General features: G+C 57.7%; 13 protein-coding genes. 11 read left to right on the top strand and 2 right to left on the bottom strand.

Annotated features, from left to right (window positions below):
- The first annotated feature begins 274 nt into the window (after positions 1-274).
- From ugpB to ugpQ, 5 genes are all read left to right on the top strand, one after another.
- Positions 275-1,591, top strand: coding sequence for a sn-glycerol-3-phosphate ABC transporter substrate-binding protein UgpB (gene ugpB / locus ACOTYB_RS13090; RefSeq protein ID WP_022651963.1), 1,317 nt, complete (start codon positions 275-277; stop codon positions 1,589-1,591).
- 72 nt (positions 1,592-1,663) lie between these two features.
- Positions 1,664-2,551: a sn-glycerol-3-phosphate ABC transporter permease UgpA gene (ugpA, locus tag ACOTYB_RS13085; RefSeq protein ID WP_003861551.1), complete on the top strand. Its 888-nt coding sequence runs from the start codon at positions 1,664-1,666 to the stop codon at positions 2,549-2,551.
- Complete coding sequence (gene ugpE, locus ACOTYB_RS13080; RefSeq protein ID WP_003861552.1) at positions 2,548-3,393, top strand: sn-glycerol-3-phosphate ABC transporter permease UgpE; 846 nt, start codon at positions 2,548-2,550, stop codon at positions 3,391-3,393. The genes ugpA and ugpE overlap by 4 nt, the downstream gene beginning before the upstream one ends.
- Position 3,394: 1 nt before the next feature.
- On the top strand, positions 3,395-4,465 hold the full coding sequence (locus tag ACOTYB_RS13075; protein ID WP_003861554.1) for a sn-glycerol-3-phosphate import ATP-binding protein UgpC: 1,071 nt from the start codon (positions 3,395-3,397) through the stop codon (positions 4,463-4,465).
- Entirely contained in the window at positions 4,462-5,202 is a 741-nt protein-coding gene (gene ugpQ / locus ACOTYB_RS13070; RefSeq protein ID WP_045336146.1) for a glycerophosphodiester phosphodiesterase, read from the top strand. The genes ACOTYB_RS13075 and ugpQ overlap by 4 nt, the downstream gene beginning before the upstream one ends.
- Here the strand turns inward: ugpQ and ACOTYB_RS13065 are convergent.
- Positions 5,192-5,563, bottom strand: coding sequence for a DUF2756 family protein (locus ACOTYB_RS13065; RefSeq protein WP_022651960.1), 372 nt, complete (start codon positions 5,561-5,563; stop codon positions 5,192-5,194). The genes ugpQ and ACOTYB_RS13065 overlap by 11 nt on opposite strands.
- A gap of 121 nt (positions 5,564-5,684) precedes the next feature.
- Here ACOTYB_RS13065 and ggt point away from each other — a divergent pair, with 121 nt between their 5' ends.
- Positions 5,685-7,430 carry a gamma-glutamyltransferase gene (gene ggt / locus ACOTYB_RS13060; protein WP_220153400.1) on the top strand — a complete coding sequence of 582 codons (1,746 nt, stop codon included), beginning with the start codon at positions 5,685-5,687 and terminating at the stop codon, positions 7,428-7,430.
- 87 nt (positions 7,431-7,517) lie between these two features.
- Here ggt and yhhY read toward each other — a convergent pair whose 3' ends face one another.
- The gene (gene yhhY / locus ACOTYB_RS13055) at positions 7,518-8,006 is read right to left on the bottom strand and encodes an N-acetyltransferase (RefSeq protein WP_003861561.1); all 489 of its coding nucleotides are present in this window, start codon (positions 8,004-8,006) and stop codon (positions 7,518-7,520) included.
- Positions 8,007-8,263: 257 nt separating this feature from the next.
- On the opposite strand from yhhY, the gene ACOTYB_RS13050 reads away from it, so the two are divergent.
- The 5 genes from ACOTYB_RS13050 to gntU all read left to right on the top strand — a co-directional run bounded on the left by ACOTYB_RS13050 (position 8,264) and on the right by gntU (position 13,205).
- Positions 8,264-9,301 carry an oxidoreductase gene (locus tag ACOTYB_RS13050; protein ID WP_003861563.1) on the top strand — a complete coding sequence of 346 codons (1,038 nt, stop codon included), beginning with the start codon at positions 8,264-8,266 and terminating at the stop codon, positions 9,299-9,301.
- A gap of 123 nt (positions 9,302-9,424) precedes the next feature.
- Positions 9,425-10,120 (top strand): pirin family protein, encoded by a 696-nt coding sequence (locus tag ACOTYB_RS13045; RefSeq protein WP_409248872.1) that lies wholly within the window; start codon positions 9,425-9,427, stop codon positions 10,118-10,120.
- Between the two features lie 91 nt (positions 10,121-10,211).
- Complete coding sequence (gntR, locus tag ACOTYB_RS13040; RefSeq protein ID WP_220153398.1) at positions 10,212-11,207, top strand: gluconate operon transcriptional repressor GntR; 996 nt, start codon at positions 10,212-10,214, stop codon at positions 11,205-11,207.
- Between the two features lie 126 nt (positions 11,208-11,333).
- Positions 11,334-11,861 (top strand): gluconokinase, encoded by a 528-nt coding sequence (gene gntK / locus ACOTYB_RS13035; RefSeq protein WP_003861569.1) that lies wholly within the window; start codon positions 11,334-11,336, stop codon positions 11,859-11,861.
- Positions 11,862-11,864: 3 nt separating this feature from the next.
- Positions 11,865-13,205: a gluconate transporter gene (gene gntU / locus ACOTYB_RS13030; RefSeq protein WP_003861572.1), complete on the top strand. Its 1,341-nt coding sequence runs from the start codon at positions 11,865-11,867 to the stop codon at positions 13,203-13,205.
- The last annotated feature ends 19 nt before the right edge of the window (positions 13,206-13,224 follow it).

The following is a 13,224-nucleotide window of genomic DNA, read 5'->3' as shown; positions in this document are numbered from 1 at the left end:
GAGATGAAAAAGCTGGGAAAAGAGTACAGTAATATGGTCATGGTGGCATGACCATATTACTGGGGATCCCTCAGCCCACAGGGGGAGGGCCGGGGTGAGGGCACCAGACCGCACCCAACATCTAAACCCCTTCACACAACCATCATCCCTCTGACGCCTGGCTGTCACCTGTCTGTAAACAAACAGTTATTTTTCTGTCATTCGAGCATGTCATGTTACCTCGCGAGCATAAAACGCGTGATATCGCGCATCCGGCACAATAAGAGAGATGACAATGACATCGTTACGACACACAGCTTTGGGTCTGGCACTGGGTCTGGCTTTTGCGACGAACGCAATGGCTGTGACGACCATTCCGTTCTGGCATTCCATGGAAGGGGAGTTGGGTAAAGAAGTTGACTCCCTGGCGCAGCGTTTCAACGACACCCACCCGGATTACAAAATTGTGCCGGTGTACAAAGGCAACTACGAGCAGAGCCTGAGCGCGGGCATCGCCGCCTTCCGTACCGGTAACGCGCCTGCGCTGTTACAGGTTTATGAAGTGGGCACCGCGACCATGATGGCCTCCAAAGCCATCAAGCCGGTGTACGAGGTGTTCAAAGAGGCGGGCATTAACTTTGACGAGTCCCAGTTCGTGCCAACCGTGGCGGGATACTATACGGATTCCAAAAGCGGGCATCTGCTGTCCCAGCCGTTTAACAGCTCCACGCCGGTGCTGTACTACAACAAAGACGCCTTCAGGAAAGCCGGTTTAGATCCGGAGCAGCCGCCAAAAACCTGGCAGGATCTGGCCGAATACACCGCGAAGCTGAAAGCGGCGGGGATGAAGTGCGGCTACGCCAGCGGCTGGCAGGGCTGGATCCAGATTGAAAACTTCAGCGCCTGGCACGGCCTGCCGGTTGCCACCAAAAACAACGGCTTCGACGGTACCGACGCGGTGCTGGAGTTCAACAAGCCGGAGCAGGTGAAGCACATCGCGCTGCTGGAAGCACTCAATAAGAAGGGCGACTTCAGCTACTTCGGGCGTAAAGACGAATCCACCGAGAAGTTCTACAACGGCGACTGCGCCATTACCACCGCCTCATCTGGCTCGCTGGCAGACATCCGTCACTACGCCAAATTCAATTACGGCGTGGGCATGATGCCGTACGACGCTGACGTCAAAGGCGCGCCGCAGAATGCCATCATCGGCGGGGCGAGCCTGTGGGTGATGCAGGGTAAAGACAACGGCACCTACAAAGGCGTGGCCGAGTTCCTCGACTTCCTGGCGAAGCCGGAAAACGCCGCCGAGTGGCACCAGAAGACCGGCTACCTGCCGATCACCAAAGCCGCGTATGACCTGACCCGCGAGCAGGGCTTCTACAGCAAGAACCCGGGCGCGGATATCGCGACGCGTCAGATGCTGAACAAGCCGCCGTTGCCGTTCACCAAAGGCCTGCGCCTGGGCAACATGCCGCAGATCCGCACCATCGTCGATGAAGAGCTGGAAAGCGTGTGGACCGGGAAGAAAACGCCACAGCAGGCGCTGGATTCCGCGGTAGAGCGCGGGAATCAGCTGCTGCGCCGCTTTGAGCAGTCGACGAAATCTTAATCTTTTTGCCCTCACTAACCCTCTCCCTTTGGGAGAGGGACGGGGTGAGGGGAAACCAACCTGAGCTAACCTATGTCATCATCCCGTCCGGTGTTCCGTTCCCGCTGGCTGCCGTATCTGCTGGTCGCGCCGCAGCTGGTCATCACCGTCATCTTCTTTATCTGGCCTGCGGGCGAAGCGCTGTGGTACTCGGTACAAAGCGTCGATCCGTTCGGGCTTTCCAGCCAGTTTGTCGGGCTGGACAACTTTACCGCGCTGTTCCACGACAGCTACTACCTGGATTCCTTCTGGACGACGATCAAATTCAGCGCGCTGGTCACAGTCAGCGGTCTTGTCGCGTCGCTGTTTTTCGCCGCGCTGGTGGATTACGTAGTACGGGGCAGCCGTCTGTATCAGACCCTGATGCTGCTGCCCTACGCCGTGGCTCCCGCCGTGGCCGCCGTGCTGTGGATCTTCCTGTTTAACCCGGGCCGCGGGCTGATTACCCACTTCCTGGGTGAGTTTGGCTATGACTGGAACCACGCCCAGAATAGCGGTCAGGCGATGTTCCTGGTGGTGTTCGCCTCGGTGTGGAAGCAGATCAGCTATAACTTCCTGTTTTTCTTTGCCGCGCTACAGTCTATCCCGCGTTCGCTGGTGGAGGCCGCCGCCATCGACGGCGCAGGGCCGGTGCGCCGCTTCTTCCGGCTGTCGCTGCCGCTGATCGCCCCGGTGAGTTTCTTTCTGCTGGTGGTGAACCTGGTGTACGCCTTCTTCGACACCTTCCCGGTGATCGACGCCGCCACCGCGGGCGGCCCGGTGCAGGCAACCACCACGCTGATTTACAAGATCTACCGCGAGGGCTTTGCCGGGCTTGATCTCTCAGCCTCTGCTGCACAGTCGGTCGTGCTGATGTTCCTCGTCATCATCCTCACGGTGGTGCAGTTCCGCTATGTCGAAAGTAAGGTGCGCTACCAATGATTGAGAACCGTTGCGGGCTGACGATTTTCAGCCATACCCTGCTGATTCTGGGCATCCTCGTCATCCTGTTCCCACTGTACGTGGCCTTCGTCGCCGCCACGCTGGACACCAAAGCGGTGTTCGACACGCCAATGACGCTGATCCCAGGCACGCATCTTTTCGAGAACATGAAAACTATCTGGACGCAGGGCGTGGGCGCTAACAGCGCGCCGTTCTGGCTGATGATGCTCAACAGTTTCATCATGGCGTTCGGCATCACCGTCGGCAAAATCACCGTGTCGATGCTTTCGGCCTTCGCCATCGTCTGGTTCCGCTTTCCGTTGCGTAACCTGTTTTTCTGGATGATTTTCATCACCCTGATGCTGCCGGTGGAGGTGCGTATCTTCCCGACGGTGGAGGTGATCGCCAACCTGAAGATGCTCGACAGCTACGCGGGCTTGACCCTGCCGCTGATGGCCTCGGCGACCGCCACCTTCCTGTTTCGCCAGTTCTTTATGACCCTGCCGGATGAGCTGATTGAAGCCGCGCGCATTGACGGGGCCTCGCCGATGCGCTTCTTCCGCGACATCGTGCTGCCGCTGTCGAAAACCAATCTCGCGGCGCTGTTTGTGATCACCTTTATCTACGGCTGGAACCAGTATCTGTGGCCGCTGCTGATCGTTCAGGACGTCAACCTCGGCACCGCCGTGGCAGGCATCAAAGGCATGATCGCCACCGGCGAAGGCACCACCCTCTGGAACCAGGTGATGGCGGCGATGCTGCTCACCCTTATCCCACCCGTAGTCATTGTTTTAGCCATGCAGCGCGCGTTTGTCCGCGGCCTGGTCGATAGCGAGAAATAAGATGGCAGGTTTAAAATTACAGGCAGTAACCAAAAGCTGGGACGGCAAAACCCAGGTCATTCAGCCGCTGACGCTCGACGTGGCGGACGGGGAATTTATCGTGATGGTCGGCCCGTCCGGCTGCGGAAAATCCACCCTGCTGCGTATGGTGGCCGGGCTGGAGCGTGTGACGTCCGGGGATATCTGGATTGACCGCCAGCGCGTTACCGAGATGGAACCCAAAGATCGCGGCATCGCGATGGTATTCCAGAACTACGCCCTCTATCCGCACATGAGCGTGGAAGAGAACATGGCCTGGGGGCTGAAAATTCGCGGTATGGGCAAAGGCCATATCGAGGAGCGCGTGAAAGAGGCTGCGCGCATTCTGGAGCTGGACGGCCTGCTCAAGCGTCGCCCGCGCGAGCTCTCCGGCGGCCAGCGCCAGCGCGTGGCGATGGGGCGCGCCATCGTGCGCGATCCGGCGGTATTTCTGTTCGACGAACCGCTGTCAAACCTCGACGCCAAACTGCGCGTGCAGATGCGTCTTGAGCTACAGCAGCTGCATCGGCGGCTGGGAACCACGTCCCTCTATGTGACCCACGATCAGGTTGAAGCCATGACCCTCGCCCAGCGCGTGATGGTGATGAACAAAGGCATCGCCGAGCAGATTGGCACCCCAGTGGAGGTATACGAAAAACCGGCCAGCCGTTTTGTGGCGAGCTTTATCGGCAGCCCGGCGATGAACCTGCTGGACGGGCGGATCAATGCGGCGGGAACCCACTTCGAGCTGGAAAGCGGGATGGCGTTGCCGATCAACTGGTACTATCGTGGCTACGCCGGGCGTAAGATGACGCTTGGTATCCGCCCCGAACATATTGGTTTGACGTCTCAGGCGGACGGCGGCGTGCCGCTGGTGATGGACACGCTGGAGATGCTGGGCGCAGACAACCTGGCGCACGGACGCTGGGGCGAGCAAAAGCTGGTAGTGCGTCTGCCGCATCAGGAGCGCCCGAAAGCAGGCAGCACGCTGTGGCTGCATATGCCGGAAAATCACCTGCACTTATTTGACGGTGAAACAGGACAACGAGTATGAGCAACTGGCCTTACCCCCACATCGTCGCCCACCGTGGCGGCGGTAAACTGGCGCCGGAAAACACCCTGGCGGCAATTGACGTTGGCGCACGCTACGGCCACACGATGATCGAGTTCGACGCCAAGCTGTCGAAGGACGGCGAAATTTTCCTGCTGCACGACGACAACCTCGAACGCACCAGCAACGGCTGGGGCGTGGCGGGTGAACTGCCGTGGCGTGACCTGCTGAAGGTGGACGCCGGAAGCTGGTTCAGCGGCGAATTCAAAGGCGAACCGCTGCCGCTGCTGGCGGAAGTGGCGGACCGCTGTCGTCAACACGGCATGATGGCCAATATTGAAATCAAACCGACCACCGGCACCGGGCCGCTGACGGGTAAAGTGATTGCCCTTGCCGCACGTGAGCTGTGGGAAGGGATGACCGCGCCGCTGCTGTCGTCGTTTGACATCGACGCGCTGGAAGCCGCACAGGCCGCCGTTCCGGAGTTGCCGCGCGGGCTGCTGCTGGATGCGTGGCGAGAAGACTGGCGCGCGCTGACGACCCGCTTAGGCTGCGTGTCGATCCACCTCAACCATAAGCTGCTGGATGAAGCGCGCGTGACGCTGTTGAAGGAGGCCGGTCTGCATATCCTGGTGTATACCGTCAACAAACCCCAGCGTGCAGCCGAGCTGCTGCGCTGGGGCGTGGACAGCATCTGTACCGATGCGATTGACCAGATCGGGCCGAACTTTATTTATTAAGCATACTGCCGTTCTGCTGGGTCGGCAGCATGTGCTGCTGACCGCTGCTTTGCGATACTCCGCCTCCTAACATCCCACCGTTTGCATTGGGCAGCGGCTGTTCAAGCATCTGGCCCTGCTGTACGCGCTGGGTGTTGGTATTCATCTGGTTTTGCAGGTGCTGCTGCTGCACCTGGGTCTGCGTCTTTAACTGCTGATTGAGCATCCCTTTCTGCTGCTGTTGCTGGCTCATCATCTCCGTCTGCATACGCTGCTGGCTCGGAATGACGTAGCCCGGCTGGTTCGGGTTGTTCAGGGTGTTGATTGGCTGTGCGAGCGCGGCGAACGGAAGCAGCGCGGTCAGGATCAGTAATCGTTTCATGGTTATCTCCTCCTTTGAGGCTTCTCTTAAGTTTACCCTCATTCCGGCATAACGATGATTTTTTAAGAGTTGTGAACCAGGCTTAAGCGGGGAATATGGGCCCTTTACCTGGAGAACAATAATGATGAAACCAACCTTTTTGCGCTGGGTCGCCATCGCTGCGCTGATGGCAGGCGGCACATTTACCGTGGCGGCCAACCCGCCCGCCGCTCCACCGGTCTCTTACGGCGTGGAGGAGGATGTTTTTCACCCCGTGCGGGCGACGCACGGCATGGTGGCCTCGGTTGACGCGCTGGCAACGCAGGTGGGCGTCGATATTCTTAAACAGGGCGGTAACGCGGTGGATGCGGCGGTCGCGGTGGGATATGCGCTGGCGGTGACGCATCCACAGGCGGGGAACCTGGGCGGCGGCGGGTTTATGATGCTGCGCACCAAAGACGGTAAAACCACGGCCATCGACTTCCGTGAGATGGCGCCGAACCAGGCCTCCCGCGATATGTTCCTCGACGATCAGGGCAATCCGGACAGTAAAAAATCCCTGACCTCGCACCTTGCCTCCGGCACGCCGGGCACCGTTGCGGGCTTCTCGCTGGCGCTGGAAAAATACGGCACGCTGCCGCTGAATAAAGTGGTGCAGCCTGCCATCAGGCTGGCGCGCGACGGCTTCGTCGTCAACGACGCGCTGGCGGACGACCTCAAAACCTACGGCAGCGAAGTTATTCCCAATCATGAGAACAGCAAGGCTATCTTCTGGAAAGACGGCGAGCCGCTGAAGAAGGGCGATAAGCTGGTGCAGAAGAACCTCGCAAAAAGTCTCGAACTGATTGCCGAAAACGGTCCGGATGCCTTCTATAAGGGGCCGATTGCCGATCAGATTGCGGATGAGATGCAGAAGAACGGCGGGCTGATCACCAAAGCGGATCTGGCGGAATATAAGGCGGTGGAGCGCGAGCCGATTAGTGGCACCTATCGCGGCTACGAGGTCTTCTCCATGCCGCCGCCGTCTTCCGGGGGCATTCACATCGTGCAGATCCTCAATATTCTGGAAAACTTCGATATGCACAAGTATGGCTTCGGTAGCGCCGATGCCATGCAGGTGATGGCCGAGGCGGAAAAGCGCGCCTACGCTGACCGCTCGGAATACCTCGGCGACCCGGACTTCGTAAAGGTGCCGTGGCAGGCGCTGACCAACAAAGCCTATGCCAAATCGATTGCCGATGAGATCGACATCAACAAGGCTAAACCGTCGAGCGAGATCCGCCCGGGCAAGCTGGCGCCGTATGAAAGTAACCAGACCACCCACTTCACGGTCGTGGACAAAGACGGAAACGCGGTGGCGGTGACCTACACGCTTAACACCACCTTTGGCACCGGGATTGTGGCGGGCAATAGCGGTATTTTGCTGAACAACGAGATGGATGATTTCTCTGCCAAACCGGGCGTGCCGAACGTCTACGGCCTGGTCGGCGGCGATGCAAATGCAGTAGGGCCAAAGAAGCGTCCGCTATCATCCATGTCGCCCACCATTGTGGTGAAAGACGGCAAAACCTGGCTGGTGACCGGCAGCCCTGGCGGGAGCCGGATTATCACCACCGTACTGCAAATGGTGGTGAACAGCATCGACTTTGGGATGAACGTCGCCGAAGCGACCAATGCGCCGCGTTTCCATCACCAGTGGCTGCCGGACGAGTTGCGCGTGGAGAAGGGCTTTAGCCCGGACACCCTCAAGCTGCTTGAGCAGCGCGGGCAGAAGGTGGCGGTGAAGGAGGCGATGGGCAGCACCCAGAGCATTATGGTCGGACCGGATGGCGCGCTGTTTGGCGCGTCGGACCCGCGTTCGGTGGATGATTTAACGGCGGGGTATTGATTTTGTTGCCCGGAGGCGCTGCGCTTACCGGGCCTACAACGACACGGACGTAGGCCGGGTAAGGCGAAGCCGCCACCCGGCAACTCATTACTTCATCCTCGCCATATAATACGCATCCACATACTCGCCGTTGCGCAGGGCATAGCGCCTGCCGGTGCCTTCAATCTCAAACCCGTGCTTTTTGTACACCGCGATTGCCGGTTCGTTATCCACAAACACCGTTAACTCGATGCGGTCGACGCGCAGCCAGTTGTCGCACATATCGATCATGGTGCGAATCAGCGCGCTGGCCACGCCGCGGTTATGCCACTCTGCGCCAACGCATATACCGAAATCGGCAACGTGGCTGCGGCGTGGTCGCTGGGCGACATCAATGGTGAGGTGGCCGACCACGATATCATCAATGCAGGCAACCAGCTGTTTAATGCCCGGCTGTTCGCCTAGCCGCATTTGCCACATTTCCATTGAAGGATGAGGAACCTGTAGCGTGTTGTGGTACACCTCCGGCTGGGCGTGGATCTGACGAATGGCGTCGTAATCTTTCGGTTCAGCGTGGCGTATCACTATCTCACTCATTCCTTGTTCCTCAGTCAGTTAAAAGTCCCCTCCAACATCAGTGACTTTAAAAGTTGAGTCAATCGCTATTTTTTGCAAAAAGTGTTGGACAAGTGCGAATGAGAATGATTATTATTGCTCTGCGTTCAGGAAGACCTCCTACGGGAACCTGAAAGCACGACATTGCTCACATTGCTTCCAGTATTACTTTAGCCAGCTTTTAGCTGGCTTTTTTTTGTTATGGTTAGACTCAGCAACCTTCGAAAAAGGACTGAGCCATGACACTACACTGCGCATTTATTGGATTTGGCAAAAGCACCACGCGTTACCACCTTCCGTATGTTCTCAACCGTAAAGAGACCTGGCACGTCGCTCATATCTACCGCCGCAGCGCGAAGCCGGAAGAACAGTCTCCGCAGTATTCCCATATTCATTTCACCAGCGATCTTGATGAAGTGTTAAATGATCCGCAGGTGAAGCTGGTGGTGGTCTGTACCCACGCTGACAGCCACTTTGACTACGCGAAACGCGCGCTGGAAGCAGGTAAAAACGTGCTGGTGGAAAAACCGTTCACTCCGACCATCGCCGAAGCGAAGGAGCTGTTCGCGCTGGCGAAAAGCAAAGGGCTGACCGTCACGCCGTACCAGAACCGACGCTTTGACAGCTGCTTCCTGACGGCGAAAAAGGCGATTGAAAGCGGCAAACTCGGCGAGATCGTGGAAATCGAAAGCCACTTCGATTACTACCGCCCGGTGGCGGAAACCCAGCCAGGACTGCCGCAGGACGGGTCGTTCTACGGTCTGGGCGTGCACACCATGGACCAGATTATTTCCCTGTTTGGCCGCCCGGACCACGTGGCGTATGACATCCGCAGCCTGCGCAATAAGGCCAACCCGGACGATACCTTTGAAGCACAGCTGTTCTACGGCGATCTCAAAGCCATCGTGAAAACCAGCCACCTGGTGAAAATCGACTACCCGAAATTTATCGTTCACGGCAAGAAAGGCTCCTTTATCAAGTACGGCATTGACCAGCAGGAGACCAGCCTGAAGGCCAATATCATGCCGGGTGAACCGGGCTTTGCGGCAGATGATTCCGTGGGCGTGCTGGAGTACGTGAACGACGAGGGCGTGACGGTCAGGGAAGAGCTGAAGCCGGAAACGGGCGACTATGGACGCGTCTATGATGCGCTGTTTGAGACCCTCACAAACGGCACGGCGAATTACGTCAAGGAATCTGACGTTCTGACCAACCTGGAAATCCTCGAACGGGCCTTCGAACAGGCTTCTCCTGCCACGGTAACCCTCGCGAAATAAGCAAAAACGGCTCCTCTGCGCTTGTTCACAATTTTTGAACAGAGGAGTCAATTTTCACCCTCTATGATCCCAGGGCGTTTGCGTCCACACTTACTCCATCGAAACGAACTGAGGGTGAAAACAATGATCTACTTACGCAAAGCAAACGAACGTGGTCACGCGAATCATGGCTGGCTGGACTCATGGCATTCATTCTCGTTTGCCGACTACTACGACCCGAACTTCATGGGCTTCTCCGCACTGCGCGTGATTAACGATGACGTGATTGATGCAGGCCAGGGCTTCGGTACCCACCCGCACAAAGACATGGAAATCCTGACCTATGTGCTGGAAGGGGCGGTTGAGCACCAGGACAGCATGGGCAACAAAGAGCAGGTTCCGGCGGGCGAGTTCCAGATTATGAGCGCGGGGACCGGGGTGCGTCACTCTGAGTACAACCCGAGCAAAACGGGAAAACTGCACCTGTATCAAATCTGGATCATTCCAGAAGAGACCGGCATCACGCCACGCTACGAGCAGCGCCGCTTCGACGCGAAACAGGGCAAACAGCTGGTGCTCTCGCCGGATGCGCGTGAAGGTTCCCTGAAAGTGCATCAGGATATGGAGCTGTACCGCTGGGCGCTGGCGAAAGATGAACAGTCTGTGCACCAGATCGCCGCCAACCGCCGCGTGTGGATCCAGGTGGTGAAAGGGGAGGTGTCCATCAATGGCACCAAAGCGACAACCGCCGATGGTCTGGCCGTCTGGGATGAGCAGGCGCTCTCCGTGCATGCCGACAGCGAAAGTGAAATTCTGCTGTTTGACCTGCCGCCGGTCTAAATAATTTCTCAACCTTCCCTTTAAACGGGGAAGGTTGAGCTTTGTCCGTGATAAACTGAGCAAATCTCTCACTTCAAGATTTCTCAGGACGATGAAAAAGAAACGCCCCGTACTTCAGGATGTCGCCGATCGCGTCGGTGTGACCAAAATGACGGTCAGCCGTTTTTTACGTAACCCGGAACAGGTTTCCGTGGCGTTGCGTGGCAAGATTGCCGCCGCCCTTGATGAACTGGGTTATATCCCCAACCGCGCGCCCGATATTCTCTCCAATGCGACCAGCCGTGCGGTGGGCGTCCTGCTTCCTTCCTTAACCAACCAGGTATTCGCCGAAGTGCTGCGTGGCATCGAAAGCGTCACCGATGCGTTTGGCTATCAGACCATGCTCGCCCACTACGGGTACAAGCCGGAACTGGAAGAGGAACGTCTTGAATCGATGCTTTCCTGGAACATCGACGGCCTGATTTTAACGGAACGTACTCACACCCCGCGCACGCTGAAAATGATTGAAGTGGCAGGCATTCCGGTGGTGGAGCTGATGGACAGCCAGTCGCCGTGCCTCGACATCGCCGTGGGGTTCGATAACTTTGAAGCGGCGCGTCAGATGACGGCGGCGATCATCGCCCGCGGTCATCGCCATGTGGCCTATCTGGGTGCGCGTCTGGATGAACGTACTATCATCAAACAGAAGGGATACGAGGAGGCGATGCTCGACGCCGGTTTAACCCCGTACAGCGTGATGGTGGAGCAATCTTCTTCTTACACGTCGGGTATTGAGCTGATGCGTCAGGCGCGACGCGAGTATCCGCAACTGGACGGTATTTTCTGTACCAACGATGACCTTGCGGTCGGCGCGGCGTTTGAGTGCCAGCGTCTGGGTTTAAAAATCCCGGATGATATGGCGATTGCCGGTTTCCACGGCCACGACATTGGCCAGGTGATGGAGCCGCGTCTGGCGAGCGTCCTGACCCCGCGTGAACGCATGGGCCGCATTGGTGCAGAACGCCTGCTGGCGCGCATTCGTGGTGAGGCAGTTACCCCTAAAATGTTAGATTTAGGTTTCACCTTGTCACCGGGTGGATCTATTTAATCCGACAAATTTGAAGTAGCTCACACTTATTCACTTCGCGCACGTTTGGATATTGCTTCTCTTATGCCCCGGCAGGACAATGTTACCGATAACTGTTACCCGTAACAATTGACTGAGGGACACCCTTTGAGCACGACTAATCACGATCACCACGTTTACGTCCTGATGGGCGTGTCCGGTAGCGGTAAATCTGCCGTGGCGAGCGAAGTGGCGCATCAACTCCAGGCTGCGTTTCTTGATGGTGACTTCCTCCATCCGCGTAGCAACATCATGAAAATGGCTTCCGGCGAGCCGCTGAACGACGACGACCGCAAACCGTGGTTGCAGGCGCTGAATGACGCCGCGTTCGCGATGCAGCGCACCAATAAAGTCTCCCTGATCGTCTGTTCCGCGCTGAAAAAAACCTATCGCGACCTGCTGCGCGACGGCAACCCGAACCTCTCTTTCATCTACCTGAAAGGCGATTTCGGGGTGATTGAAAGCCGCCTGAAGGCGCGTAAAGGCCACTTCTTCAAAACCCAGATGCTGGTAACGCAGTTCGAAGCGTTGCAGGAGCCGGGTGCTGACGAGCAGGATGTCTTAGTGGTTGATATCGATCAGCCGCTGGAAGGTGTTGTTGCCAGCACCATCGAGGTTATTAATAAAAGGCAGTAAGTTTTGAGTACATTAACGCTAGTTTTGACAGCAGTGGGTTCCGTATTGCTGCTGCTGTTTTTAGTGATGAAGGCACGTATGCACGCCTTCGTTGCTTTGATGGTGGTTTCTATTGGTGCTGGTCTCTTTTCCGGCATGCCGCTCGACAAAATCGCGGCGACGATGGAAAAAGGGATGGGCGGCACGCTCGGCTTCCTGGCCATTGTGGTGGCACTGGGCGCGATGTTTGGCAAGATTTTGCACGAGACGGGCGCGGTCGATCAGATTGCGGTCAAGATGCTGAAATCCTTCGGGCACAGCCGTGCGCACTACGCGATTGGTCTGGCCGGTCTGATTTGCGCGCTGCCGCTGTTCTTTGAAGTGGCCGTTGTGCTGCTGATAAGCGTGGCGTTCTCCATGGCGCGCCATACTGGTACTAACCTCGTGAAGCTGGTCATTCCGCTGTTTGCGGGCGTGGCGGCGGCGGCGGCGTTCCTGCTGCCGGGGCCTGCGCCGATGCTGCTGGCCTCCCAGATGCATGCTGACTTTGGCTGGATGATCCTGATTGGCCTGTGTGCGGCGATCCCGGGGATGATTATCGCCGGTCCGCTGTGGGGAAACTTCATCAGCCGTTACGTTGAGCTGCACATTCCGGACGACATCACCGAGCCGCACCTGGGCGAGGGTAAAATGCCGTCCTTCGGCTTCAGTCTGTCGCTGATCCTGCTGCCGCTGGTGCTGGTGGGCCTGAAAACCATCGCTGCACGCTTTGTGCCGGTGGGGTCAACCGCTTACGAATGGTTCGAATTTATTGGTCATCCGTTCACTGCGATTCTGGTGGCGTGTCTGGTCGCGATTTACGGCCTGGCAATGCGTCAGGGCATGCCGAAAGACCGCGTGATGGAGATCTGTGGTGCCGCGCTGCAACCGGCGGGGATTATCCTGCTGGTGATCGGGGCGGGCGGCGTGTTCAAGCAGGTGCTGGTGGATTCCGGCGTTGGCCCGGCGCTGGGCGAAGCGCTGACCGGAATGGGCCTGCCGATTGCGGTCACCTGCTTTGTGCTGGCCGCGGCGGTGCGTATCATTCAGGGCTCCGCGACCGTGGCGTGCTTAACCGCCGTGGGTCTGGTAATGCCGGTGATTGAACAGCTGAACTACTCCGGCGCGCAGATGGCGGCGCTCTCTATCTGTATCGCGGGTGGTTCGATTGTGGTGTCTCACGTGAACGATGCAGGCTTCTGGCTGTTCGGTAAATTTACCGGCGCAACCGAAGCGCAAACCCTGAAAACCTGGACGCTGATGGAAACCATCCTCGGCACGACGGGTGCGGTTGTCGGGATGATTGCGTTTACGCTGCTGAGTTAATCCCGGTTTTCTCCCTCTC

The sequence above is a fragment of the Enterobacter cloacae complex sp. IR5450 genome (assembly GCF_049238665.1).
Lineage (GTDB): Bacteria > Pseudomonadota > Gammaproteobacteria > Enterobacterales > Enterobacteriaceae > Enterobacter > Enterobacter hormaechei_C.
Note: the sequence above shows the minus strand (reverse complement) of the source record. Positions and strands in the feature narration are given on the sequence as shown.

Excerpts from the sequence above, each read along its gene's own strand:
- ugpB (WP_022651963.1), top strand. The coding sequence starts at position 275 with ATGACATCGTTACGACACACAGCTTTGGGTCTGGCACTGGGTCTGGCT.
- ugpA (WP_003861551.1), top strand. The coding sequence starts at position 1,664 with ATGTCATCATCCCGTCCGGTGTTCCGTTCCCGCTGGCTGCCGTATCTG.
- ugpE (WP_003861552.1), top strand. The coding sequence starts at position 2,548 with ATGATTGAGAACCGTTGCGGGCTGACGATTTTCAGCCATACCCTGCTG.
- ACOTYB_RS13075 (WP_003861554.1), top strand. The coding sequence starts at position 3,395 with ATGGCAGGTTTAAAATTACAGGCAGTAACCAAAAGCTGGGACGGCAAA.
- ugpQ (WP_045336146.1), top strand. The coding sequence starts at position 4,462 with ATGAGCAACTGGCCTTACCCCCACATCGTCGCCCACCGTGGCGGCGGT.
- ACOTYB_RS13065 (WP_022651960.1), bottom strand. The coding sequence starts at position 5,563 with ATGAAACGATTACTGATCCTGACCGCGCTGCTTCCGTTCGCCGCGCTC.
- ggt (WP_220153400.1), top strand. The coding sequence starts at position 5,685 with ATGATGAAACCAACCTTTTTGCGCTGGGTCGCCATCGCTGCGCTGATG.
- yhhY (WP_003861561.1), bottom strand. The coding sequence starts at position 8,006 with ATGAGTGAGATAGTGATACGCCACGCTGAACCGAAAGATTACGACGCC.
- ACOTYB_RS13050 (WP_003861563.1), top strand. The coding sequence starts at position 8,264 with ATGACACTACACTGCGCATTTATTGGATTTGGCAAAAGCACCACGCGT.
- ACOTYB_RS13045 (WP_409248872.1), top strand. The coding sequence starts at position 9,425 with ATGATCTACTTACGCAAAGCAAACGAACGTGGTCACGCGAATCATGGC.
- gntR (WP_220153398.1), top strand. The coding sequence starts at position 10,212 with ATGAAAAAGAAACGCCCCGTACTTCAGGATGTCGCCGATCGCGTCGGT.